The organism is Sphingobium sp. TomTYG73 (assembly GCF_055394245.1).
Genome location: NZ_AP027339.1, coordinates 1212307 through 1235865, shown reverse-complemented (window position 1 = coordinate 1235865; position 23559 = coordinate 1212307). Strand labels below are relative to the sequence as shown.

Annotated in this window: 26 protein-coding genes and 1 tRNA gene; 11 read left to right on the top strand and 16 right to left on the bottom strand. The window is 62.2% G+C overall.

The window, feature by feature from the left end:
- Positions 1-6 precede the first annotated feature (6 nt).
- The 8 genes from rpsR to ACZ5TH_RS06160 all read right to left on the bottom strand — a co-directional run bounded on the left by rpsR (position 7) and on the right by ACZ5TH_RS06160 (position 6847).
- Positions 7-231 (bottom strand): 30S ribosomal protein S18, encoded by a 225-nt coding sequence (gene rpsR / locus ACZ5TH_RS06195; RefSeq protein WP_004212076.1) that lies wholly within the window; start codon positions 229-231, stop codon positions 7-9.
- A gap of 13 nt (positions 232-244) precedes the next feature.
- On the bottom strand, positions 245-676 hold the full coding sequence (rpsF, locus tag ACZ5TH_RS06190) for a 30S ribosomal protein S6 (protein ID WP_449473159.1): 432 nt from the start codon (positions 674-676) through the stop codon (positions 245-247).
- Between the two features lie 160 nt (positions 677-836).
- Entirely contained in the window at positions 837-1238 is a 402-nt protein-coding gene (locus ACZ5TH_RS06185; RefSeq protein ID WP_449473158.1) for a BLUF domain-containing protein, read from the bottom strand.
- Positions 1239-1380: 142 nt separating this feature from the next.
- On the bottom strand, positions 1381-1758 hold the full coding sequence (locus tag ACZ5TH_RS06180) for an RcnB family protein (protein ID WP_464794985.1): 378 nt from the start codon (positions 1756-1758) through the stop codon (positions 1381-1383).
- A 124-nt stretch (positions 1759-1882) separates the two neighbouring features.
- Positions 1883-3088, bottom strand: a complete 1206-nt coding sequence (locus tag ACZ5TH_RS06175) for an ABC transporter permease (RefSeq protein WP_464794984.1) — start codon at positions 3086-3088, stop codon at positions 1883-1885.
- A gap of 184 nt (positions 3089-3272) precedes the next feature.
- Positions 3273-3971: an ABC transporter ATP-binding protein gene (locus tag ACZ5TH_RS06170; protein ID WP_460988087.1), complete on the bottom strand. Its 699-nt coding sequence runs from the start codon at positions 3969-3971 to the stop codon at positions 3273-3275.
- Positions 3972-3975: 4 nt separating this feature from the next.
- A complete protein-coding gene (locus ACZ5TH_RS06165) occupies positions 3976-5406 on the bottom strand; it encodes an efflux RND transporter periplasmic adaptor subunit (protein WP_464794983.1) in 1431 nt (476 codons plus the stop codon).
- Positions 5399-6847 (bottom strand): efflux transporter outer membrane subunit, encoded by a 1449-nt coding sequence (locus ACZ5TH_RS06160; protein ID WP_464794982.1) that lies wholly within the window; start codon positions 6845-6847, stop codon positions 5399-5401. Before ACZ5TH_RS06160 ends, ACZ5TH_RS06165 begins: the two co-directional genes overlap by 8 nt.
- Before the next feature lie 171 nt (positions 6848-7018).
- Here ACZ5TH_RS06160 and fabD point away from each other — a divergent pair, with 171 nt between their 5' ends.
- From fabD to mltG, 5 genes are all read left to right on the top strand, one after another.
- A complete protein-coding gene (gene fabD, locus ACZ5TH_RS06155; protein ID WP_460988085.1) occupies positions 7019-7954 on the top strand; it encodes an ACP S-malonyltransferase in 936 nt (311 codons plus the stop codon).
- A 17-nt stretch (positions 7955-7971) separates the two neighbouring features.
- Entirely contained in the window at positions 7972-8712 is a 741-nt protein-coding gene (gene fabG, locus ACZ5TH_RS06150; protein WP_449473148.1) for a 3-oxoacyl-[acyl-carrier-protein] reductase, read from the top strand.
- A 191-nt stretch (positions 8713-8903) separates the two neighbouring features.
- Positions 8904-9137: an acyl carrier protein gene (locus tag ACZ5TH_RS06145; RefSeq protein ID WP_006950224.1), complete on the top strand. Its 234-nt coding sequence runs from the start codon at positions 8904-8906 to the stop codon at positions 9135-9137.
- 174 nt (positions 9138-9311) lie between these two features.
- Positions 9312-10571 (top strand): beta-ketoacyl-ACP synthase II, encoded by a 1260-nt coding sequence (gene fabF / locus ACZ5TH_RS06140; protein ID WP_449473145.1) that lies wholly within the window; start codon positions 9312-9314, stop codon positions 10569-10571.
- Positions 10572-10580: 9 nt separating this feature from the next.
- Positions 10581-11552, top strand: a complete 972-nt coding sequence (mltG, locus tag ACZ5TH_RS06135) for an endolytic transglycosylase MltG (RefSeq protein WP_464794981.1) — start codon at positions 10581-10583, stop codon at positions 11550-11552.
- A 170-nt stretch (positions 11553-11722) separates the two neighbouring features.
- Here the strand turns inward: mltG and ACZ5TH_RS06130 are convergent, their stop codons facing one another.
- The gene (locus tag ACZ5TH_RS06130) at positions 11723-12142 is read right to left on the bottom strand and encodes a sugar transporter (RefSeq protein ID WP_464794980.1); all 420 of its coding nucleotides are present in this window, start codon (positions 12140-12142) and stop codon (positions 11723-11725) included.
- A 95-nt stretch (positions 12143-12237) separates the two neighbouring features.
- Between ACZ5TH_RS06130 and ACZ5TH_RS06125 the strand changes: the two genes are divergently transcribed.
- From ACZ5TH_RS06125 to ACZ5TH_RS06110, 4 genes are read left to right on the top strand one after another with little or no spacing between them, the layout of a single operon-like run.
- Positions 12238-12777 carry a redoxin family protein gene (locus ACZ5TH_RS06125; protein WP_464794979.1) on the top strand — a complete coding sequence of 180 codons (540 nt, stop codon included), beginning with the start codon at positions 12238-12240 and terminating at the stop codon, positions 12775-12777.
- Between the two features lie 37 nt (positions 12778-12814).
- Entirely contained in the window at positions 12815-13306 is a 492-nt protein-coding gene (locus ACZ5TH_RS06120; protein WP_464794978.1) for a 2'-5' RNA ligase family protein, read from the top strand.
- 58 nt (positions 13307-13364) lie between these two features.
- Entirely contained in the window at positions 13365-14360 is a 996-nt protein-coding gene (hemB, locus tag ACZ5TH_RS06115) for a porphobilinogen synthase (protein ID WP_449473137.1), read from the top strand.
- 4 nt (positions 14361-14364) lie between these two features.
- Complete coding sequence (locus ACZ5TH_RS06110) at positions 14365-14952, top strand: gamma carbonic anhydrase family protein (RefSeq protein WP_449473136.1); 588 nt, start codon at positions 14365-14367, stop codon at positions 14950-14952.
- A gap of 122 nt (positions 14953-15074) precedes the next feature.
- On the opposite strand, the gene ACZ5TH_RS06105 is transcribed toward ACZ5TH_RS06110, so the two are convergent.
- The 5 genes from ACZ5TH_RS06105 to zwf form a co-directional block, all read right to left on the bottom strand.
- Complete coding sequence (locus ACZ5TH_RS06105; RefSeq protein ID WP_460986000.1) at positions 15075-15587, bottom strand: hypothetical protein; 513 nt, start codon at positions 15585-15587, stop codon at positions 15075-15077.
- Positions 15588-15640: 53 nt separating this feature from the next.
- Entirely contained in the window at positions 15641-16258 is a 618-nt protein-coding gene (eda, locus tag ACZ5TH_RS06100) for a bifunctional 4-hydroxy-2-oxoglutarate aldolase/2-dehydro-3-deoxy-phosphogluconate aldolase (protein WP_464794977.1), read from the bottom strand.
- Positions 16258-17223 carry a glucokinase gene (glk, locus tag ACZ5TH_RS06095; protein WP_449473133.1) on the bottom strand — a complete coding sequence of 322 codons (966 nt, stop codon included), beginning with the start codon at positions 17221-17223 and terminating at the stop codon, positions 16258-16260. The genes eda and glk overlap by 1 nt, the downstream gene beginning before the upstream one ends.
- A 110-nt stretch (positions 17224-17333) precedes the next feature.
- Entirely contained in the window at positions 17334-19160 is a 1827-nt protein-coding gene (gene edd, locus ACZ5TH_RS06090; protein ID WP_464794976.1) for a phosphogluconate dehydratase, read from the bottom strand.
- Positions 19153-20628, bottom strand: a complete 1476-nt coding sequence (gene zwf, locus ACZ5TH_RS06085) for a glucose-6-phosphate dehydrogenase (RefSeq protein WP_464794975.1) — start codon at positions 20626-20628, stop codon at positions 19153-19155. The genes edd and zwf overlap by 8 nt, the downstream gene beginning before the upstream one ends.
- Before the next feature lie 361 nt (positions 20629-20989).
- On the opposite strand from zwf, the gene ACZ5TH_RS06080 reads away from it, so the two are divergent.
- Together ACZ5TH_RS06080 and ACZ5TH_RS06075 are read left to right on the top strand one after the other, a co-directional pair.
- The gene (locus tag ACZ5TH_RS06080; protein ID WP_464794974.1) at positions 20990-22150 is read left to right on the top strand and encodes a tyrosine-type recombinase/integrase; all 1161 of its coding nucleotides are present in this window, start codon (positions 20990-20992) and stop codon (positions 22148-22150) included.
- A 94-nt stretch (positions 22151-22244) separates the two neighbouring features.
- A tRNA-Leu gene (locus ACZ5TH_RS06075) sits at positions 22245-22329 on the top strand.
- 153 nt (positions 22330-22482) lie between these two features.
- Here the strand turns inward: ACZ5TH_RS06075 and ACZ5TH_RS06070 are convergent.
- Together ACZ5TH_RS06070 and ACZ5TH_RS06065 are read right to left on the bottom strand one after the other, a co-directional pair.
- The gene (locus ACZ5TH_RS06070) at positions 22483-22917 is read right to left on the bottom strand and encodes a hypothetical protein (protein WP_464794973.1); all 435 of its coding nucleotides are present in this window, start codon (positions 22915-22917) and stop codon (positions 22483-22485) included.
- An 18-nt stretch (positions 22918-22935) separates the two neighbouring features.
- Positions 22936-23145: a hypothetical protein gene (locus ACZ5TH_RS06065; RefSeq protein ID WP_464794972.1), complete on the bottom strand. Its 210-nt coding sequence runs from the start codon at positions 23143-23145 to the stop codon at positions 22936-22938.
- Positions 23146-23559: the final 414 nt, after the last annotated feature.

Sequence of the window (23559 nt, the reverse complement as noted above, 5' to 3'; positions counted from 1 at the left end):
ACTCCCTCACTTCACGATGTAGGGCAGCAGGCCCAGGTGACGGGCGCGCTTGATGGCCTGGGCCAGCTCACGCTGCTTCTTGGCGGACACTGCAGTGATGCGGCTGGGGACGATCTTGCCGCGCTCGGACACGAAGCCCTGCAGCAGACGTACGTCCTTATAATCGATCTTCGGCGCATCCTTGGCGGCGAAGGGGCAGCTCTTGCGGCGGCGGAAAAACGGGCGTGCCATTGTTCAGATCTCCTTATTCGCCAGCCGGGGCTTCTTCGCGGTCGCGGCGCGGGCCACGATCTTCGCGAGGGCCACGATCGCCACGATCGCCGCGCGGGCCGCGATCACCACGTTCGGAACGCTCCTGCTTGCGCATCATGACCGACGGGCCAGCTTCCAGCTCATCGACCTTGACGGTCATGTAGCGGATGATGTCTTCGTTGATCTGCGTCTGGCGCTCCAGTTCCGCGACGACACCAGCGGGGGCGTCGATGTTCAGCATCACATAGTGAGCCTTGCGGTTCTTGGCGATCTTGTAGGCGAGGCTGCGCAGGCCCCAGGTTTCCACCTTGGTTACCTTGCCAGCATTATCCTCGACGATCTTGGTGGCGGTTTCCGCCAGTGCGTCCACCTGCGCCTGTGCCAGATCCTGGCGCGCAAGGAACACATGCTCGTAAAGAGCCATGGGTATTGCCTCATCTGTTGGCCGATCGCTGACGCCCACCCCATGTGGAACGCCCCTCCGGCTGTCGTCTCAAGCATTTTTCGCACAGGATCCGAGTCACCCCGGCCCACGCGAAGCGGCGCCTATGGCGGAAATGCGCCGGGTTGGCAAGGAAGACTTCTCAGTTGCGGTGCATCTCGGCCGTGCCGATGAAATGCGCCCGCGTGGAAGCTCCCGCCCGGTCGAGCAACGCGGCGACCTTGTGCTTCAAAGGCTCGGAAGGACGGAAGGGGTCGTCATAGGCCATGCCCCATTCACCGAACTCACGGGCATCGATCTCCTGCTTGCGCAGCATCACGAGCCCCCGGTGGCGGTCATCGAGGCCGATCCGGTTATAGATCCGCTCGACATTGTCCTTTGGCCCTTCGAGCACCTGGAGAAAGCGCTTGCCATTGTAGAGCAGCAATCCGGTCACGTCTTCGCCACTGTTCCTGCGCGAAGCAGCCTGCGCGATCGTCGCGCACTGGCTGGGTGAGACGGCACCTGTCGCGCTGCTGATATACATGATCTGATACAAGGACATGTTGCTTCCCGGAAAATATCGAGCCCCTTGCCAGGTTTCTAACCCTCAACGGTTTAAACATTATGTTTGATATGGATCATGAAGCGCCCCGGAGGGAGAGAGGTCCCCGGGGCGCTTACTGGCCGTTCGGTGGAGCGAAGCCTTAACGGATCGCGCTGCCGATCACCGCGCCGATGATGCCGCTGGTGATCGCGACCAGTACCGCATCATTGCCGGAACGGACCCAGTGATAACCGCGCGGCGGGGCGTTCAGGCGGTAGTCGCGATAATTGTTGATCACGCGATAATCGCGGGCATAGCGGCGGTCGAAGCGCTGACCCTTGCCCCAGCGTCGATAGTCGTTCTTACGTACTACCGTCTTGTGCTTGACCACCTTATGCTTGACCACGGTGCGGCCATGGGGGCCTTGATGGACGACGCGGGTCATTTCGCGATGCGGCGCGGCCTGCGCCTGCGCGGCGACCATGGGGCTTGCCACCATCGTCGTTGCGGCCAGCGTCATCAGCAGTTTCTTGATCATCTCACTTGCTCCTTTGCTCTTAATCTGTCGCGCCTTTGCTTCGGCGTTGAAGACAGATTTAGGCCGGACTTGTCGCAAACCTGTGCCAGTGGGACGGTTCAACTGTCTGAAATTGTAACAGCGCCTATTCGTGCCGCAGGGCGTCGATAGGATTGAGCGCCGCTGCCCGCCGGGCCGGGAAATAGCCGAACACCACCCCGATCGCCGCCGAAAAGAGGAAGGCGATCATGTTCACCTTCACATCGAAGATGAAAGGCACCTGCATCAGCGGGGCGATGGCAATCGACGCGATTAGCGCGAGGATCAGGCCGATCAGCCCGCCCAGGCAGGATAGAACGATCGCTTCCACCAGGAACTGCATCAACACTTCCCGCGCGACAGCGCCGATGGCCAGGCGGATGCCGATCTCGCGGGTGCGCTCGGTCACCGAAACCAGCATGATGTTCATGATGCCGATCCCGCCCACCAGCAGGGAAATGGCCGCCACCGCCGCCACGATCTGCGTCAGAATGGTGGTCGTCCCCGTCAGCGTATCGCTGATCTGCTTGGTATCGAAGACGTTGAAATTATCGTCCGCGCCCGGCTTCACCTTGCGCCGTTCGCGCATCAGTTCTTCCAGGCTCGCCTGCACCGTGGAGGTGTCATAAGCGTCGTCCACCGCGATCATGATCTGGCTGATGTCGCGGTCGCCGGTGAAGCGGCGCTGCACGAACTTGATCGGCATGACGACGACATCGTCCTGATCGCCAAAGCCCCCTTGGCCGCGTGTCGCCAGTGCGCCGATGACCTGACAGGATACGCCCTTGATGCGCAGGCGCTTGCCCGTGGGATCGCTTCCCTGGAACAGGTTTGTGCGTACTGTATTGCCGATGATGCAGACGGCTTTGCCCGCCTCTTCCTCCTCCGGCATGAAGAGACGGCCCGCGTCAGCCTTCCAGCTTTGCACCTCGAAATAGGAAGCGGTCGTGCCATAGACGGTGGTCGACCAGTTGCTGCCCTCATAGATGGCTGTGCCGCTTGACTGCACGAGCGGCGCGACGGCGCGGACGCCCGTCAGCTGATTCTCGATCGCCGTCAGGTCGGCGGGCTTGAAGTCTGGCGGCCGGGGGCCACCGCCGCCCCGGCCAAAGCCTTGGCCCGGCCGCAGTTGCAACACATTGGCGCCGAGCGAACTGATCTGCTCCCGCACCGCCGCCGTCGCGCCATTGCCCAGCGTCACCATGGTGACCACCGCCGCCACGCCGATGATGATCCCCAGCGTCGTCAGGAAGCTGCGCAGCTTGTGCCGGTTGATCGCCCGGAACGCCAGGGTGACGGTCGTGCCTAGCATCCCAACTCTCCCTCGCCCCTTCGGGGAGAGGGTTGCGCAGGCTTGGCAGCTTGCTGCCTAGCCGCAGCTGGGTGAGGGGGGTGCATGCAGCCTCTCACCCTCATCCAACTTCGCCTAGCTCGCGGCGCGAGCAAGGTTACGTATCCTTCTCCCTTCAAGGGAGAAGGTTGGGAACGTGTAGTCCTCACGCCGTCACCCCCGTATCGATCCGCTCCACCAGCCCGTCCTTGAAATGCACGATCGTGCGGGCATAGGCGGCCATGTCGGGTTCATGCGTGACCATTATCACGGTAATGCCGCTATTCCGGTTAAGGTCGGCCAGCAGTTCCATGATCTCTATCGATCGCTCCGAATCGAGATTGCCCGTAGGCTCGTCGGCCAGCAGCACGGCAGGCTGCGTCACGATTGCCCGCGCAATGGCGACGCGCTGCTGTTGGCCGCCAGACAGTTCAGCGGGCGTGTGGTCCCACCATTCTTTTAATCCCACCTTGTCGAGCGCCGCCATCCCCGCGTCATAGCGGCTCTTCTTGTCCTCGCCTCGATACAGGAGCGGCAGTTCGACATTCTCAAGCGCGCTCGTCCGGGACAAGAGGTTGAAGCCCTGAAACACGAAGCCCAGATAGCGGCGGCGAAGCAACGCCCGCTGGTCGCGGTCCAGCGTTTCGACATGGCGTCCCTTAAACAGGAACTCGCCGCTGCTGGGTACATCGAGGCAGCCGATAATGTTCATCGCTGTGGACTTGCCCGAACCCGAAGGCCCCATGACCGCCACGAAATCCCCTTCCTCAACGTCCAGGTCGATACCCTTTAGCGCCTGAAAGGCGGTGGCGCCCGAACCATATATCTTGGTCACGCCGCGCAGGGAAATGATCGGATCAGCCACCGTGTCAGGTTCCGCTCTGCCGTCCGGTGCCGCGCTGTTCGCCGCCGCCAGAACGATCACGCCGCTGGCCGCCGCCGTTCGAGCTGTCCTCGGAAGGCGGTTCCTGCCCTGCCGCCAACTGGCCCGTGATGACCCGCATCCCCAGCTTTAACGCGCCGCCGCTGATCGCCGTACGCGCGCCGTCGCTGGCGCCGACGGTCACTTGCACGGCCTTGGGATTCCCGTCCTCTCCCACGACATAAACGGTCTGGCTACTGCCGATGCCGAAGCTGACCTGCCGGTTGGCGCCGCCACGGCGGAAGCGGCGAGAGCTAGGCACGATCTGGCTGGTGATGCCGCCACCCTGACCGGCACCCGTGCTCGGTTTGAACCGCAACGCCGCGTTCGGAACCAGCAGGACGTTGCTCAACTGCTGGGTTACGATGTCGGCGGTCGCCGTCATACCGGGGCGCAGCGTCTCATCCTTGTTATCGACACCTAGCACCGCCGTGTAAGCCACCACGGTTCCGCTAGTGCTGGCGGTAGTGCTGCTTCCTGTTGATGAGGAAGACGAACTGCTCGAAGCGTTGGAGCCGACATTGACCCGCGTTACCCGAGCAGGAAAGCTCCTACCGGGAAAAGCATCGACGGCAAAGGTGGCCGCCTGGCCTTCCTTCACCTGGCCGACATCGGCTTCGTCGACCGCGACTTCGACCTCCATCTTGGTCAGGTCCTCGGCGATGGTGAACAGCACAGGGGCATTGAAGGAAGCGGCCACCGTCTGACCGGGTTCAATGGCGCGGGACAGGACGACGCCGGTTACCGGCGACACGATCTGCGCAATGGAAAGATTGGTCTGCGCCGTGGCAAGCTGAGCCCGCGATACACTGACCTGCGCCTGCTGCGCGCGCAGATTGCCCAAGGCGGACTCATAATCAGCACGAGCCGCATCCAACTCCGTCTTGGCAGGCACGCGCCCGCCCGACAGGCGGAAGACGTTCAACTGCCGGTCGAGCGTCGCCTTGGCCAGCGCAACCTGCGCCTGCGCCTGACTGACACTGGCCTGCGAAGCAGCCACCTGCGCCTGGTTTTGGGTCACCGAATCCACCAGACGCCGGGTATCAAGCTCGGCTAGCCTCTGCCCTTTCGTGACGCGATCGTTCACATCGACATAGACGCGCGTGATCTTTCCCGATTGTTCAGAGCCCACATCCACCTGATTGATCGGCTTCAAATTGCCGGTGGCCGATACCGTCACCGTCAGGTCGCCGCGCCGCACCTCCCGGGTGGCGAAGTTCGGCTTGTCCTCGCCCGAAAAACAGCGGGCGAGTAGCAGGATAAGGATCAGCAGCGCCAGCGCCACCACGCCCCGAACCACCCATTTGCGCCAGGGTTTTTCGGGACGCGCGCCGAGAAATTCGTCGAGATCCTTGTCCGTGCTCACATCTTTACTCATTGGGGCGGTTGTCCATATTCTGCCAGCCGCCACCCAGCGCATTATAGAGCTGGGCGATGGCAAGGACCTCGTCGGCTTGCGCAGCCGCAAGGCTGTTGCGCGCGTTCAACAGCGTCGTTTCGGTGTTGGAAAGTGTCTGGAAATCGATCAGCCCAGACTGATACTGGCTTCGCGCCAGCAGGGCAGCGTTGTTCGATGCATCGAAGGCGGTGGCGAACTCGGCCTTGCGTTGGCAGGCGCTGTTCAGGGACGCCATGGCATTCTCGATATCCTCAAGCGCGGTCAGCACGCTCTTCTTGTAGGCCGCGAAAGCAGCGTCCGTAGCGGCCCTTTGCGATCGGACCTGGGACGCTAGCCGTCCCCCATCAAAGATGACCTGCGCGACATTGGCAAAGACGCCGCCGGTGATGATGTCGAACAGGCTTTTGATGCTGGTTGCGTTGGAGCCGATATTGCCGCTGATCCCCAAGGACGGGTAAAGCTGCGCCTGCGCCACGCCAATCCGCGCTGTCGCCGCCGCCAAATTCCTCTCAGCTGCGCGGACGTCGGGCCGCTGGCGCAGCGTATCGGCAGGAATGCCCGTCGCGATCATGGTAGAAGCAACAGGGATCGGGGCAGGGGCTTCCAGCGCGCGGGTCGCTTCGCCCGGCGCTTGCCCGGTCAGCACGGCAATGCGGTTCAGGCTGCCGCGCAGGTTGGCCTCCAGCTGCGGGATCGCCGCATTCGTCTGGGCTAGCTGAGCGCGGGCCTGCTGCTCATCGAGTGATGAAACCAGCCCAGCCTGAAGCCGCCAGTTGGCGATGTTGTAGTTATCCTGCTGAATGGCTTGGGTTTCGCGGGCGATGCGCAACTGCTCCTGCGCCTGCCGTGCCTGAATATAGTTGGTCACCAGTTCGGCTATGATGGTCATCCGCACATTGGCAAGGTCATAGCCGGACGCGGCCAGATCCGCGCGCGCAGCCTCAGCCGACCGGGCCAACTCCCCGAACAGGTCGATCTGCCAGCTCGCATTCGCACCCAGCGAATAGCTGCTGCTCCATTTATCCGATCCGGTGGATACGACATTGCCGTCGATGACGCGCGTGCTGCCGCCACGATTGGAATAATTCCGTCCGCCAGAACCCGACGCGTTGACCTGCGGCAGGAAAGCCGCCCGCGCCTGCACCAGCGACTCCCGCGCCTGCCGCAACCGCGCCTGCGCCTGCACGATGTCGAGGTTGCTGGCTACCGCCTGATTTATCAGCCCTGTCAGCACCGGATCGTTCAGCCGGGTCCACCAGCTTGCCAGATCCGCCTCGCTCAGAGCGCCGCTCACAGGATCGGTGTAATAGCTGCCCGGCACCCCCAATGCAGCCGGTTGCGGCGCCCGATAGTCAGGCCCCGCCGCGCAAGCCGAGAGCGTCAAAGCCGTCCCGCTGATCCAGCCAATGCGATATCGCACCTTTTCCTTGCACTCCGTCGTCGTTAAAGGGACGCCACCTTGGGGGTTGAGGCGGTCCAGTCAGGGAAACTGCCGAAAGGGACCTTATGTCTCAACGGCATTTGTGTCTCAAAGTGTAACGATGTTGAAAAACGGCGCTTTTCCAGGCGTCCTTGCGTCAGAAGGTGAATGATGAGGGCATTTCTGTTTCCAGGGCAGGGTAGCCAGTCGGTTGGCATGGGTAAGGCTTTGGCCGAAGCGAGCCCGGCCGCGAAGGAACTGTTTCAGGAGGTCGATGACGCCCTGTCGCAACATTTGTTCCGCATCATGGTGGAAGGCCCCGAAAGTGACCTCACCCTCACCGAAAATGCGCAGCCCGCGATCATGGCCAATGCGTTGGCGACGTTGCGGGTGATGCAGCGCGAGGGCGGCTTCTCGCTGGCGGAAAAGGGCGATTTCGTCGCCGGACACAGCCTTGGCGAATATAGCGCTCTGTGCGCCGTGGAAGCCTTCGACATCGGCACGACCTCGCGCCTTCTGAAGCTGCGCGGCCAAGCGATGCAGGCGGCCGTCCCGGTGGGGGAGGGCGCGATGGCGGCCCTGCTGGGCGCCGACATCGAAAAGGCGCAGGCACTGGCGGACGCGGCGGCGGAAGGCGAAGTCTGCACCGTCGCAAACGACAATGATCCGAGCCAGGTCGTGATTTCCGGCCATCGCGGCGCAATCGAGCGCGCCGTTGCTCTGGTGAAGGACCATGGCATCAAGCGCGGCGTGCTGCTGCCGGTTTCCGCGCCGTTCCACTGCCCGTTGATGCAGCCCGCTGCGGAAGCGATGGACGAGGCACTGGCTAAGGCCGCCATCAACACCCCGCTGCTCCCCGTCTATGCCAACGTCCTCGCCGCACCGATCGCAGACCCCGACGAGATCAAGCGCCGCCTGGTCGAACAGGTGACCGGCCGCGTCCGCTGGCGCGAATCCGTCGCCGCCATGTGGGACGCGGGCGTGACCGAGTTCGTCGAACTGGGCGGCAAGGTGCTCGGCCCCATGGTCAAGCGCATCGCCCCCGATGCCACTGTCCGCAGCGTCGTCACCATGGACGACATCGAAGCCACCCTCGCCGCTCTCTAAGATAAGGATAAAAAGCTATGTTCGATCTGACAGGCATGACCGCGCTGGTGACTGGCGCTTCGGGTGGCATCGGTTCAGCGATCGCCCGGTCGCTCGCGGCGCAGGGTGCGACGCTCGCGCTTTCGGGCAGCAATGAGGAAAAGCTCAAGGCTTTCGCTGCTGAGTTGGGCGGCGATCACAAGACGCTGGTCTGCAACCTGTCCGATCCCGCAGCAGTCGACGGCCTCGTGGCTCAGGCCGTGGAAGCGCTCGGCGGCAAGATCGACATTCTAGTCAACAATGCTGGCATCACCCGCGACAACCTCATCATGCGGATGAAGGATGAGGAATGGTCCGATGTCATCTCGGTCAATCTGGAAGCCGCCTTCCGCCTTGCCCGTGCCGCTGCCAAGCCGATGATGAAGGCGCGCTTCGGCCGCATCATCTCGATCACCTCGATCGTCGGTGTCACCGGCAATCCCGGTCAGGCCAATTATGCCGCGTCAAAGGCTGGCATTATCGGCATGTCCAAGTCGCTGGGCCAGGAACTGGCGAGCCGGGGCATCACCGTCAACTGCGTCGCGCCCGGCTTCATCCGCTCGGCAATGACCGACGCGCTCAATGATGCACAAAAGGGCGCCATCCTTCAGAAGATCCCCGCAGGCGACCTCGGCACAGGCGAGGATATCGGTGCTGCGGTTGTCTATCTCGCCAGCCGTGAGGCAGGCTACGTCACTGGCCAGACTCTGCATGTTAATGGCGGCATGGCGATGATCTGAACCTTGAAAGAGGCAGAAAGCGGCCACTCATCCATCGCAATTGGACGGCCTTGTGCCATTCAGGCGCATGGAAGGGCGGGAATCATGCGTTTCGATCTTTTCTTGCCTCTTGCCTCCGTCGGGGCTTGCCTCTAGGGCATGCCTTAACAAATATTCACAACCTCAACGATACCCAGTAAAAAGGACCACTCATGAGTGAGACCGCGGATCGCGTTAAGAAAATCGTCGTCGAACATCTGGGCGTCGAAGCCGAAAAGGTGACCGAGGATGCAAGCTTCATCGATGATCTGGGCGCAGACAGCCTCGACATCGTTGAGCTGGTGATGGCGTTCGAAGAAGAATTCGGCGTGGAAATCCCCGACGACGCAGCTGAGAAGATCGGCACCGTCAAGGATGCGATCGATTATATCGACAGCAAGCAGTAAGAATGTTGTGCGGCTGACCGGGGGTCGGCTGCCTGCGTTTTTTGAAGGAAATGGCTCCTCCTGTCCGGCGAATCCGGTCTTGGGGAGCCTTTTCGTATCTGGTGCACCGTTCACAAGCGCTCTCGAAGCAGCTAAGGAGCGGCCCAAACCTATGAAGATTTTCGGAGCAGATATATGCGTCGCGTTGTCGTAACCGGCCTCGGCATGGTGAGCCCGCTTGGCGGGAATGTCGAAACTACCTGGAAGAACATCCTTGCTTCGAAGTCCGGCGCTGCGACGATCGCGCGTTTTGACGCCAGCGAATATAAGTGCCGCATCGCCTGCGAAGTGAAGCCCGCAGACCATGAATATGGCTATGATCCGAGCCTGGATGTCGATCACAAGATCCAGCGTCAGGTCGATCCTTTCATCGTCTATGGCATTTCCGCCGCCAGCCAGGCGCTGCGCGATGCGGGCCTCGACAATATGAGCGAGGAGGAGCGCCTGCGCGCCGGTTGCTCGATCGGTTCGGGGATCGGCGGCCTGCCGGGCATCGAAAGCGAATCGCTGGTGCTGGCCAACAAAGGGCCGAGCCGCGTTAGCCCGCACTTCGTCCATGGCCGCCTCATCAACCTGATTTCCGGTCAGGTCTCGATCAAATATGGCCTCATGGGTCCCAACCATGCGGTGGTCACTGCCTGCTCGACCGGCGCGCATTCGATCGGCGACGCCGCGCGCATGATCGCGATGGATGACGCCGACGTCATGCTGGCGGGTGGTGCGGAAAGCGCGATCTGCCCGATCGGCATTGCCGGTTTCGCCCAGGCGCGTGCTCTTTCGACCGCCTTCAACGACACGCCGGAAAAGGCGAGCCGCCCTTATGACGTCAACCGCGACGGCTTCGTCATGGGCGAAGGCGCGGGTGTGGTCGTGCTCGAAGAATATGAGCATGCCAAGAAGCGCGGCGCTCACATCTATGCCGAAGTGATCGGCTATGGCCTGTCCGGCGACGCCTATCACGTTACGGCCCCGCATCCAGAGGGTAGCGGCGGCTACCGTTCGATGGAAATGGCGCTCAGGAAGTCGGGCCTCAGCCTCGCCGACATCGACTATGTGAACGCGCACGGCACTTCGACCCCGCTCGGTGACGAGCTGGAGCTGGGCGCGGTCAAGCGGCTGTTCGGCGACAATATCTCGACCATGTCTATGAGCAGCACCAAGTCGGCGATTGGCCACCTTCTGGGCGGCGCGGGCGCGGTGGAGAGCATCTTCTGCATCCTCGCCATGCGCGACCAGATCGTACCGCCCACGCTCAACCTTGATGAGCCGAGCGAAAGCTGCGCGGGCGTCGATCTTGTCCCGCACGTGGCCAAGGAGCGGAAGGTGCGCGCCGTCCTCAACAACAGCTTCGGCTTCGGCGGCACCAATGCGTCGCTCATCATGAAGGCGATCTGAGGACAAGCCATGCGGCGGTTCGGGCTGGTTATCCTTGCGATCGGCCTGGCCGTCGCCGCCTTCGTGGCGTTCCGCTTCGTCTATGGCTGGACCGAAGCGGGGCCTGCGCCGCGCGACGTCACTGTCATCGTGCCTGATGGGGCGACCGTAGCGGACGCCGCAGTTCTTCTGAAACAGGCGGGCGCGGTTCGCTCCGCCGACGCATTCCTCACCCGGACCAAGGTGTTCGGGCGTGGAAAGTCGATCAAGGCGGGCGAATTCCTGATCCCTAAGGGCGCCAGCAACGCCGACATTTTCTCGATCCTTCAGGGCGGTAAGACGCTGACCCGGCTGGTCACCATACCGGAGGGCATGCCTTCGATAATGGTCCACGAGCGATTGATGGCGAATGAGGAGCTGACCGGTGATGTCGCCGTCCCCGCTGAGGGCAGCGTGCTTCCCGACAGCTATGCGTTCGACAAGGGCGAAAGCCGCGTCGCCGTGCTCAAACGCATGCAGGACGCGATGACGCGCACTCTTGCCAAGCTATGGACCGAACGCGCGCCCAACAGCGTGGCGAAATCGCCCAAGGAGGCGCTCATCCTTGCCAGCATCGCTGAAAAGGAGACGGCTATTCCGTCGGAACGGCCTACCGTCGCGGGCGTCTATGGCAATCGCCTGAAGGCCGGGATGATGCTTCAGGCCGACCCGACCATCATCTATCCGATCACCAAGGGCAAACCGCTCGGCCGTCGCATCAAGAAGTCGGAGATCGCTGCGGTCAACGACTATAACACCTACGCGATGACAGGCCTGCCCAAGGGGCCGATCGCCAATCCCGGCAAGCTGTCGATCCTGGCCGTGCTGCATCCCGCCGAAACAAAGGCGCTCTATTTCGTCGCTGACGGAAAGGGCGGCCATATCTTTGCCGACACGCTCCAGCAGCATAATGAGAATGTCCGCAAATGGTTCGAAATCCGCCGCGCGCGCGGGGAACTTTGACGAACGCCTGTAATTGCTCTCGTCATCCCAGCGAACGCTGGGATCTCCCCGGCTAGGCCGAGAACAATCGAGAGAGATGCCAGCCTCCGCTGGCATGACGGAAGGATGAAGCGACTGAACGACCGCCGCGGAACGATGGTGGGGCCGAAATAGCGCCTACTCTGCCCAGTTCACCGCAGCACACCCCGCGCCCTCAACCGAATCGAATAAAGCCACTGCCCAACCGCAATGGCGAATATCACCGCCGGAAACACCGCCGCCGCCGCGCCCTTCACCGTCCACAAATCGGTGCCCAAAAAGCTGTAGCCAAACTGCACCACGACAGCGACCATCGACAGCGCGAACAACGCCACTGCCGCCGCCTTCCGCAGCAACAATAGCATGGCTCCAGCCGTCCCTGCGCCCACCGCAACAGCATAGGCCGCCCAAGCCCAATCCGGCATCTCTGCAAAGATGCGAGCGGTGTAGGGATCGCTTTCCGCCAGCGTCGCCAGATCAGCGCCATATTGCATGGCAAAGGCCGCCACTCCGATCAAATTCCAGATCAGCAGGCCGATTGCGATGAATTTGAAGGATCGTGACGTGCTCATATGAGTTTCCCCTCCCTGAAGCCTTTGCCCACGTAGCCGACCATCATATAGATGCGTTTCACTGCGTGAAAGCATGCTGACCGGGAGATGATGAAATGCTCGGACGTTCCATACCTGATGTAACGCTGAAGACCCGCGTGCGCGACGAAAGCGTTGGCGGCCCCAATCCTTTCCGCTGGCAGGATGACCAGACGGGCGACCTGTTCAAGGGTAAGCGGGTGGTCGTATTTTCGCTGCCGGGTGCCTTCACCCCGACCTGTTCGACCGAACAATGCCCTGCTTTTGAACGCTTCTACGACGATTTCAGGGCGCTGGGAGTGGATGACGTCTACTGCATTTCGGTCAATGACTCCTTTGTCATGTACCAGTGGGGCAAGCATCTCGGCATCAAGAATGTGAAGCTGCTGCCCGACGGATCGGGCGACTTCACGCGCCGTATGGGCATGCTGGTGAAGAAGGATCATCTGGGCTTTGGTGACCGGAGCTGGCGCTACGCCATGGTGGTCGATGACGGTCAGGTGGTCGCATGGTTCGAGGAGCCTGGCATCAACGATATCGGAGAGGATGACGATCCCTATGGCCAGACGAGCCCGGAACCGGTGCTGCAATGGCTAAAGGAACATCCGGCTGACTGAAGGCACGGGCACTGCGCCGATCCTATTGACGGCGCTTATGGGAGCGGAGGACTTCGCCTGGGCGGATGGCCTCCGCCGCGCCCATTTCCCGCCGGAACGCAACAAGGTGCCTGCGCATATTTCGCTGTTCCATCATCTGCCGCCGACGCTGCTGCCGGAATTGAGCGACCGGATGAAGGGGCTTTGCGCCGGGCCACCGCCGCTCGCGATGATAACCGGCGTCATGTTGCTCGGCCGGGGCGTCGCCTTCGACATGCGCAGTGACGGCCTGCTCGCCATCCGGGACGAACTGGCCGAAGCTTTTCGCGGCTTGCTCACCCCGCAGGATCAAGCGCGTCCCCGCCTGCACATCACCGTCCAAAATAAGGTGGAGCCATCGCTCGCTCGCGCACTTGCTGATCAGTTGAAGGCAGAGTTTCGTCCCCGCCCGCTCCGCATCGCGGGTCTAGCGGCCTGGTATTATCGCAGCGATGGATCGTGGGATCTCGCCAAGAAGGTGAGCTTTCGTTCCGCGCGCATCCTTACATAGCTCCGACATGGCACAGCGGAACCTTGATCGGGCGGTCCGGGCGGCCTAAACCCCGCCGATGACCCACGCTTCTTATCCGGCGCTCCGCCTGCGCCGCACCCGCGCCGCCGCCTGGACCCGCGCGCTGCACGCCGAAAATCGCCTGCACCCGAGCGACCTCATCTGGCCGCTCTTCGTCACGGAAGGGCAGGGGGTGGAGGAACCGATCGCGTCCCTTCCGGGCGTCTCGCGCTGGTCGGTCGATGGCATGGTGGCCCGCGCGCGGGAAGCCCGCGACGCTGGCATTCCCTGTCTCGCGCTGTTCCCCAACACGCAGGCCGATCGCCGCAGCGATGATGGGGAAGAAGCGCTTAACCCCGACAACCTGATGTGCCGCGCCATCCGCGCGATCAAGGACGCAGTGCCGGACATCGGAATCCTCACTGACGTCGCGCTCGATCCCTATACCGCCCATGGCCAGGACGGCCTGCTCGACGAGCAGGGCTATGTCATCAACGACGCCACGATCGACGTCCTGATCGGCCAGTCCCTCAACCAGGCAGCGGCGGGTGCGGACATCATCGCGCCCAGCGACATGATGGACGGCCGCGTCGGTGCGATCCGCGAGGCGCTGGAGGAAGAAGGCCACGCCAATGTCCAGATCATGGCCTATGCCGCCAAATATGCGAGCGCCTTTTACGGCCCGTTCCGCGACGCGGTCGGCTCCAGCGGCCTTCTGAAGGGCGACAAGAAGAGCTACCAGATGGACCCGGCCAACAGCGAGGAAGCGCTGCGCGAAGTGGCACTCGACCTCGCGGAGGGCGCGGACAGCGTCATGGTGAAGCCGGGCCTGCCCTATCTCGACATCATCGCCCGGGTGAAGGACCGGTTCGAGGTGCCCGTATTCGCCTATCAGGTGTCGGGCGAATATGCGATGATCGAAGCCGCCGTCGCTGCGGGAGTGGGCAATCGCGACGCGCTGGTGCTGGAAACGCTGCTCGCGTTCAAGCGCGCCGGTTGCTCGGGCGTTCTCACCTATCACGCGCTTCACGCCGCGCGGCTGCTGGGAGCCTGACGCCATGCCCGATCATCCGCACGCCGCCCATGCCGATCATCCCGGGGCGACCATCCTGACCTTTGGCGGCAAGACCCCGGTCATCCACCCCAGCGCCTTCATCGCGCCCGGCGCGCGCATCATAGGCGATGTGGAGATCGGCCCCGACAGCAGCATCTGGTATAATTGCGTCGTCCGCGGCGACGTCAACGCGATCCGCATCGGCGCGCGCACGAATATTCAGGACGGCAGCGTCATCCACTGCGACGGCCCCGATCCCGCCAGGCCGGACGGCTGGCCCACGATCATCGGCGATGATGTCCTGATCGGCCATATGGCGATGATCCACGGCTGCGAACTCAAGGACCGGGCGTTCGTCGGCCTTGGCGCGGTGGTGATGAACGGCTGCGTCATCGAAAGCGATGCAATGCTGGCCGCCGGAGCGCTGTTAGCGCCAAACCGCACGGTCCCGCACCGTCAGCTCTGGACCGGTCGCCCGGCCAAATATGTTCGTGACCTCACTGACGAAGCGCTGATCAATATGCGCGAAGGCGTTGACCGCTATGTCCACAATGCGAAAGCGCACAAGGGCGCATTGAAGGCGGACGCCTGAACCACATACTTGCATCCGTTCGCCCTGAGCCTGTCGAAGGGCTTCACTTTCTTGAACAACAGAAAAGGGTTTCGACAAGCTCAGCCCGAACGGAAATCTAACGTTCGCGTAGCCCCAAAAATTCAAGGCTGAGCCAGCCGCCCCTTAACCGCATCGATCCGGTCATTCTGCGCATCCACGATCGCCAGCGCCACCTTCCGCGCCGCATCGATCTGCTCCACCCCACCCTTGGCTTTGTCCTCCGCCAGCGCATTGCTACGCTCGACATAAAGCGTGTCGAGACTGGCGAGCGCCGAAACGCTATCATTCCGCGCCGCCTCCAGCGCGCTGATAGCAAGCTGCGCCGCGACCCAGGATTCGCTGGACACCGCCGCGCCCGCAGCAGCTCGCGTTGCCCGATCCGCGCCGGGCCATGCCTTGTCGAACGCCGCACTGCCCGCCTGCGCCTGCGCCGCAAATCGATCAACCTGCGCCCGCAAAGCCGGATCGGCCTCAACCGGCACCGGAGCAGCCGGAGCTTCTCCCACCGGCGCATTCTCCACCGCCCGCTTGGCGAGTGAAGGATAGCCCGTCAGCGTCCCGGCACAGCCAGAAAGGAAAAGGGCGATGGAAGGGAGCAGCCTACGCAGGATCATGGCGCTGATCTAGGGCGGGAAATCCCGCTGCGCAATGGCGGCAGCGCGAAACGTCAGCGCGGCAGCGCCGCTGCCTCACGCGCCAAAGCCTCGATCTTCGCGTCATCGACCGGCCCCTTGGGCACGACCCAGCTACCGCCGACGCACTTCACAAAGGGTTCGGCCAGCCATTTCGGCGCGCTTTCCGCCGTAATCCCGCCCGTCGGGCAAAAGCGCGCGACATGAAGGGGCGCGGCCAGCGCCTTCAAAGCGGGCAGCCCGCCCGAAGTCTCCGCCGGGAAAAATTTGAAATGGGTAAGGCCCAGGTCCAGCCCGCGCATGATGTCGCCCGCCGTGGCCGTTCCGGGAAGGAACGGCACCCGCGCCGCGATCGCCGCCTTGCCCAGCGGTTCAGTGAGGCCAGGGCTGACGATGAACCGCGCGCCTGCCTCCATTGCCGCGTCCAGTTGCGACGGGTTCAGCACGGTGCCAGCGCCGACCACCGCGCCCTCCACCTTCGCCATCTCGCGGATCACGTCCAGCGCAGCGGGCGTGCGCAGCGTGACTTCCAGCGCAGGCAGGCCGCCACTCACCAGAGCCTGCGCGATGGGCAGCGCGTCTTCCACCCGATCCACCACCAGCACCGGGATAACCGGCGCCAGCTCCATCACCTGTTCAACGCTGAGCGACATTATTTCTTCTCCCGAAAGGCGGCGGCCGCCCCGTAAAGTCCAATCTCTTCATGCACGGCAAGGCGGATGGGCACCGTCGCCATCAGGCTTTCAAACCGCCCCTTGGCGACGAAGCGCCGATGAAAGCCGCTCTGTGGCAGCAAGCCGCGCATCCGCTGCGTCAGTCCGCCCGCCAGCACGACCGCGTTCGGCCCCTGCGCCAGCGCCAGGTCGCCCACGACCGATCCATAGCAAAGGCACAAGCGATCGAACGCCGCCCGGGCGAACTCGTCCGTGCCGTCAATGGCTGCCTGCCACAATTCGGCATCCTCCATCAGGATGACGCGGTCATGACCGATGGTCGCCATTGCCTTGTAGATATTGTTGAGGCCCGGCCCCGACACGACCCGCTCGGTAGACACGCGCAGGAATTTGTCGCGCAGATAGGCGAGGATCTTTTCCTCCAGCGTATCAAGCGGCGCGAAGTCGATATGTCCGCCTTCGGTCGCGATCACATGCGGCTCGCCGTCGTCGAACGCGATCATCGCGACGCCAAGGCCCGTGCCTGGACCCACCACCGTAACGCCGCCGTCGCGGGGGAAAGGCCGGTCTTGCCCGAACAGCAGCGGCAGATTGTCGTCCGGCAGGCGCGCGACGGCATGCGCTACCGCTTCGAAATCATTGACCAGCCGCATCTGCTTCAGGCCCAGTTCCTCGTCCAGCGTGTCGGGCCTGATCATCCAGCTGCTGTTGGTCAGCTTGATAACATCGCGCCCGATCGCGGTGGCAAAGGCGATCGATGCCGCCTTGGGCAGATTGCCGCCTTCATCATGCGCGAAAGCGGCCCAGCAGGCTTGCAGGTTGGGAAAGTCCGCAACCTTGTATTTCCGCACCTTGCCCAATGTGGGCACGTTCCGCGCGCTCAGTTTGGCGCGAGCAAAGCGGGCATTTGTACCGCCAATGTCGGCAGCGATGATGTCGGTCATAGGACCACTCCAATCATGGCGTCATCCCAGCGCAAGCTGGGTTCTCGTAAGGCCGGGCCGTGCCCTCTCGCCTGAGATGCCAGCAATGCGCTGGCATGACGGGTGGGGGATTATAATTCAGCTTCCATCGCAGCCAGAATCGGCGACGCGCCGCTTTCCGCCAGATCACTATGATGGCGGAAAAGCGCAAATAGTTCGCGGCCCGTGTCATAGGGCGGCGGCGGCGGCACGGGCAGCTCGCGCGCGTCCCACTCCGCCGCATCGACCAGCGCCTCGATCAATCCCTTGTCAGCACAGACCCGCACCATGTCGCCATCGCGCAGCTTGGCGATCGGCCCGCCACCCAATGCTTCGGGCGACAGGTGAATGGCAGCGGGCACCTTGCCCGAAGCCCCCGACATGCGCCCGTCCGTCACCAGCGCCACGCGGAACCCGCGATCCTGCAACACGCCCAGCGCCGGGGTCAGCTTGTGCAATTCCGGCATGCCGTTCGCGCGCGGCCCCTGAAAACGGACCACGACCACGACGTCGCGTTCCAACTCACCCGCCTTAAAGGCGCGCAGGACATCGTCCTGATCTTGGAACACGGCCGCCGGAGCCTCGATGGTCCAGCGTTCCTTCTCGACCGCGCTCACCTTCATGACGCAGCGGCCCAGATTGCCCGCCAGCAGGCGCATGCCGCCATCAGGGCTGAAGGCGCTCGTCACCGGCCGCAGGATGGCGTCATCGCGCGATACCGGAACGTCGCGCCATTGCAGCGCTTCATCCTCCAGCACCGGCTCCTTGCCATAATCGGTCAGGTCGGCTCGAGCCACCGTCATGATGTCCCGGTGCAGCAGTCCGTTGTCCAGCAGCTCGCGGATGACGAAGGACATGCCGCCAGCCATGTGGAAATTATTCACATCGCCCGCGCCGTTGGGATAGACCCGCGCCAGCAGCGGCACGACATCGGAAATTTCCGCAAAGTCGGTCCAATCGACGCTGATCCCTGCCGCCCGCGCTATCGCTGGCACATGGATCGCATGGTTGGTCGATCCGCCGGTGGCCATCAGGCCGATGATGGCGTTGACGATCGCCTTCTCATCGATGCAATGGCCGAGCGGCCGGTAATCATCGCCGTCCCAACCGATGCTGGCCAGCCGATGCACCGCCGCCCGCGTTAGTTCGCTGCGCAACTTTGTACCCGGATTGACGAAGGACGCGCAGGGCATGTGCAGGCCCATCACTTCCATCATCATCTGGTTGCTGTTCGCCGTGCCGTAGAAAGTGCAGGTCCCCGCGCCATGGTAGCTGGCGCTTTCGGACTCTAGCAGCTCATCCTTGCCGACCTTCCCCTCGGCATAAAGCTGGCGGATGCGGACCTTTTCCTTGTTGGCGAGGCCCGACGGCATCGGCCCGGCGGGAATCAGGATCGTCGGAAGATGCCCGAACCGCAGCGCCCCGATCAGCAGCCCCGGCACGATCTTGTCGCATATGCCCAGCAGCGCCGCACCCTCGAACATCGCATGGCTAAGCGACACCGCCGTCGCCAGCGCGATCGTGTCGCGGGAAAAGAGCGACAGGTCCATGCCTGCCTGTCCCTGCGTCACGCCATCGCACATGGCCGGGACGCCGCCCGCCACCTGCGCGGTCGCACCGACCTCGCGCGCCGCGATCTTGATCGCTTCGGGATAGCGGCCATAGGGCTGATGCGCGGACAGCATGTCGTTATAGGCGGTGACGATGCCGATGTTCATCGCGCCGCCCGTGCGGATCACCGGCTTGTCCTCGCCGCTCGCCGCAAAGCCATGCGCCAGATTGCCGCAGGACAGCTGCGCGCGGTTGGTTCCGGCGTCGCGGCCACGCTCGATCAGGTCCAGATATTGGCGGCGGCGCGGCGCGCTCCGCTTCACGATGCGTTCGGTGACCTTGGCGATCACCGGATGAAGATCAGTCATGCCAGCTGGCTCCGTCTCGTTCAATGAGGGCAATGGCCGAAGACGGCCCCCAGTTCCCCGAAGCATAGGGCGAAGGCTTCACCCCTGCTTCCTTCCAGCCGTCGATGATGGAATCAATCCATGTCCATTGCGCTTCGACCTCGTCCCGGCGCACGAACAAAGTTTGGTCTCCCGCCAGCAGGTCCAGGATCAGGCGCTCATAGGCAATCCGCCGCCGCTGCCCGGCAAAGGCGGCGGTCAGCGACACGTCCAGCGTCACTTCCTCCAGATGAACGTCGCGCTCCAGCCCTGGCCTTTTGCTCATGATCAGCAGGCGGATATATTCGTCGGGTTGAAGCCGGATGATCAGCGTGTTGGGCTCCAGCCCCGAACCGCCGCCCGAATGCTGCCCGTCGCGGCCGAATATCGAATGGCGCACAGGCTTGAATTGAATCTGGATTTCCGACTGGCGCGTCGGCATCCGCTTGCCCGTCCGCAGATAGAAAGGCACGCCCTGCCAGCGCCAATTGTCGATATTGGCTTTCAACGCGACGAAGGTTTCAGTGTCGGAAGCCTTGCCCAGTTCGTCACTATAGCCGGTGACGATCTCACCGCCGACCGCGCCCGGCGTATATTGGCCGCGTACGCTGTTGGTCTTCACCGTCTCCGCCGTCATCGGGCGCAGTGATCGCAGCACCTTGACCTTCTCGTCACGGACGGCGGTCGGGTCCATGCGGGCAGGGGGTTCCATCGCGATGATCGACAGGATTTGCAGCACATGGTTCTGCACCATGTCGCGCAGCGCGCCGACGCCGTCATAATAGGAAACCCGGCCTTCGAGGCCGACCGTCTCGCCGACCGTGATCTGCACATGGTCGATCGCCGTGGCGTTCCACAGCGGCTCGAACATCACATTGCCAAAGCGCAAGGCGAGCAAATTCTGCACCGTCTCCTTGCCCAGATAATGGTCGACCCGGAAAATCTGGCTTTCGTCGAACAACGCGCCGATGCCGTTATTGACCTCCTTCGAAGAAGCGAGGTCCTTGCCGATCGGCTTTTCCATCGCGATCCGCGTCGTCGGTGTGATGAGGCCCGCGTCCGCCAGCCCCTGCGCCGTGGGCGCGAAGAGGGAAGGGGGCGTCGACAGATAGACCGACAGCCCGCGCTCCGCCCGTCCGTCGAGCCGCTTCGCCAGCTTCTTGAATTGCTCCGGCTTCCCCGCCTCGACCGGCTGATAGCCGATCATCGCTTTCAGCCGCGCCGCGACTTCCGCATCATAGCGATCAGCGCCGACGAACTTTTGCAGCGCTTTGTCGATGTCGGCGCCAAACGCTTCGTCGTCCATCTCCGTGCGGCCCGACGCCACGATCATGAAGTCATCGGGCAGCAGACCGTCCGCGAGTAGATTATAGAGCGACGGAAAAATCATGCGGTGCGCCAGATCGCCGGTGGCACCGAAAAGCAGGAATGTGGCAGACGGATCGGTCAAAGGATGCCCTTTTCCGTTGGGAGGAATTTTTCAGGTCTGCACGAAACGGTCCTATAGCGGTACGGTTTCGTTACGCAAGCAGGCTATCGGCGCACAGCCGCCCCTGCAACCGCCCGACAGCCTTATCATGCACGCGATCTGATTTTTGTCTGGACGCTGGCAGCTGATTTTGCCATTTGGCGCGGGCAGGCCATGCATGCGGGCGTGGTGAAACTGGTAGACGCGCCGGACTCAAAAGCTTATTCATATCAGCTACTTATCGTAAAAACGTAGCAAAAACAGTCTGTTAGTGGTAAAGTAAAAAGATGGACGCCTAGCGCACATCTAGCACAAAAAGCCACGAGGTGCCGCCATGACAGACATGAGCACAACAGCCCGCCACAAATTTCTTGATGGCAAAGTCCAACTCTACATGCGGGCGAGTAGCCCGCACTGGCAGTGTTCCTGCTCCATCGCAGGAAAGCAAATGCGAACCAGCACCAAGGAGGAGAGCCTAGCCCGTGCCAAGGATGTGGCGCGTGACTGGTATCTCGGCCTTATGGGAAAATACCGCGCTGGCGAGATCAAGGATGGAACACCCTTCAAAAAGGCAGCGCAGCACTTCCTTTCGGAATACATCGCGATCACCGAAGGGGAGCGCAATGCCAAATATGTCGAAGGCCACGGGATCCGGCTCCGTGTCCATTTGCTTCCATTCTTTGGAGAGAAGATGGTCGCCGACATCACCCCCGGCCTTGTGCAGGAATACCGCGTTCACCGCATGACCTCGCGCAAGGACAAAGAGGGGAAGCCGATGCGCCCTTCGCGCTCGACCATCCACTCGGAGATCATCACTCTTCGCCATGTCTTGAAGACAGCCCAACGTCATGGCTGGCTTGCCTATCTCCCTGACATTTCCGCACCCTATAAAACATCGGGCAAGATCGCGCATCGGGCGTGGTTTTCGCCCGAGGAGTACAAGCAGCTTTATAAAGCTACCGGAGAGCGGGCGAAGAATCCCAAGAAGGAGCGCTGGCGCAGTGCCTGCGAGGATCTCCACGACTACGTGCTGTTCATGGTGAACAGCGGCCTGCGTCCCGACGAGGCCAAGTGCATCGAGGTGCGCGACGTGGAGATCGCCGCCGAAGGGGCGAAGAATGAGAAAATCCTCCACATCGCCGTGCGTGGCAAGCGCGGCGTCGGCTACTGCAAAACCATGCCTGGAGCGGTGATGCCGTTCCAGAGGATGAAGAAGCGGCACGGCCTCGGGGCGACCGACCTCATTTTCCCGAAAATCCAGAGAGAATTATTCAACACTATTCTTGACGAACTCGGAATGAAAAAAGACCGCGAGGGGAACCCTCGCACCGCTTACAGCCTCCGCCATACTTACATCTCATTCAGGCTGATGGAGGGCGCAGACATCTATCAAGTCGCTAAGAACTGTCGTACCAGCGTCGAAATGATCGAGAAATTCTATGCTTCCCATATTAAGGATATGATTGACGCTTCGGCCATCAATACCAAAAAGCCGAAACGCTGATCCTACCTGTTGACGGGATATGTCTGTTTGTAGTCAAATGCGGCTTCACTGGGTTGACGCGACGGCTTCATCGCCGCATATGCGCAGCCGCCGCGCCGGTGTGGTGAAATTGGTAGACGCGCTGGATTCAAAATCCTGTTCCGTAAGGAGTGTCGGTTCGAGTCCGACCACCGGCACCATTGTTTTCGTGAGAGGGAGCGCCACACGGCGCGCCCCGGCATCGGGAGCCGGAACCGGCTCCCTGCCTTCGCGAAGGCTCAGCCTGAACAGGCTGGGCCGCTGGCCTCTTGGCTCCCGAACGGGAGCCGGCCATCGCCCTTCCTCTCATGACCTTAGTCGGAATGGTTAGCGCTGGCGACGACAGCCGCACGTGCTGTTTCGTCGCTCCACAGCAAGCGCTCGGGATTTCCTCGCAGAACCGTTTTGAGGTTGCGGCGAATGATGGTTTCAGGGTGCAGCGGCGGAATAGAGCCACCAGCGAACTCGTCCTTGGTAATCGTGCATCGGCGCACAAGAAACCGTATCCAACCATCCTCGCCACGGGTTTGCACCTCGGCGATCACTTCACGCTCGCCAATCTTTCGCGCCTTGCCCTTGCGGCGACGCGAGTCGAAAACAGCTTCCGTCCAACGAAGCACATCGCTTTCGATGAAATCTCTGGCCGATACCCACTTCACTGATTCCATACCCGAACGTGCCGCCCACCAGCGGCATCCCCCTTTCTCAATTTCATCACGAATTGCGGGTAATTTGCTTGCGTTCTTCACAGGGTCGGGAAGCGAGGCTTACAGCCCCGGCCCCTTGGGAGCCTTGGGGTGCCGCGCTTTCAGGCGCGCAATTGCTGCCTCGATGTTGCAGAGCGAGGCGTAGATTAGCGGATTTAGGAAGGCCGATTGGCCGCGACGTTGCAGATCGGCGATGATCTTGCCGTAGAGGGCGCGCAGTTCCTGTTCGTTCATTCCTTCCAGATCGGTTTGGGTGATGAGCAGCGACATATGATTTCTCCCTGATTTCATTTGGCCGCGTCCATCGCGTGCCTTCATGTGCAGACAGGGAGCAGGGCGTTCGCTTGAGCCGCACCGGCCACAGGAACGAGGACGGGCGAAACACAGTGGAGCGGTCGCCGACAGGCGCACTTGCGGCGATGCCAAGCGAATCCCCTGCGAGGATGCTCATGAGAAGGCACGCAGGACGCGAGACCGAGGGCAGGGAGAAAATGCTGAAGCTGAGAACAGAAAATCCGAAATTGGCTGGAACGACACGCGGGCACTCTCGCGCTATCGGCCAAGATAAGGAGCTATTGCATTCAAATGTGAAGGTTTTTGGATCGGCACTTCAACCTTGGCAGGCTTTGCATCGCATGGCCGCGTCATCTCGATGCCGCGTGCGCCGCGCTTGAGCCATTTATG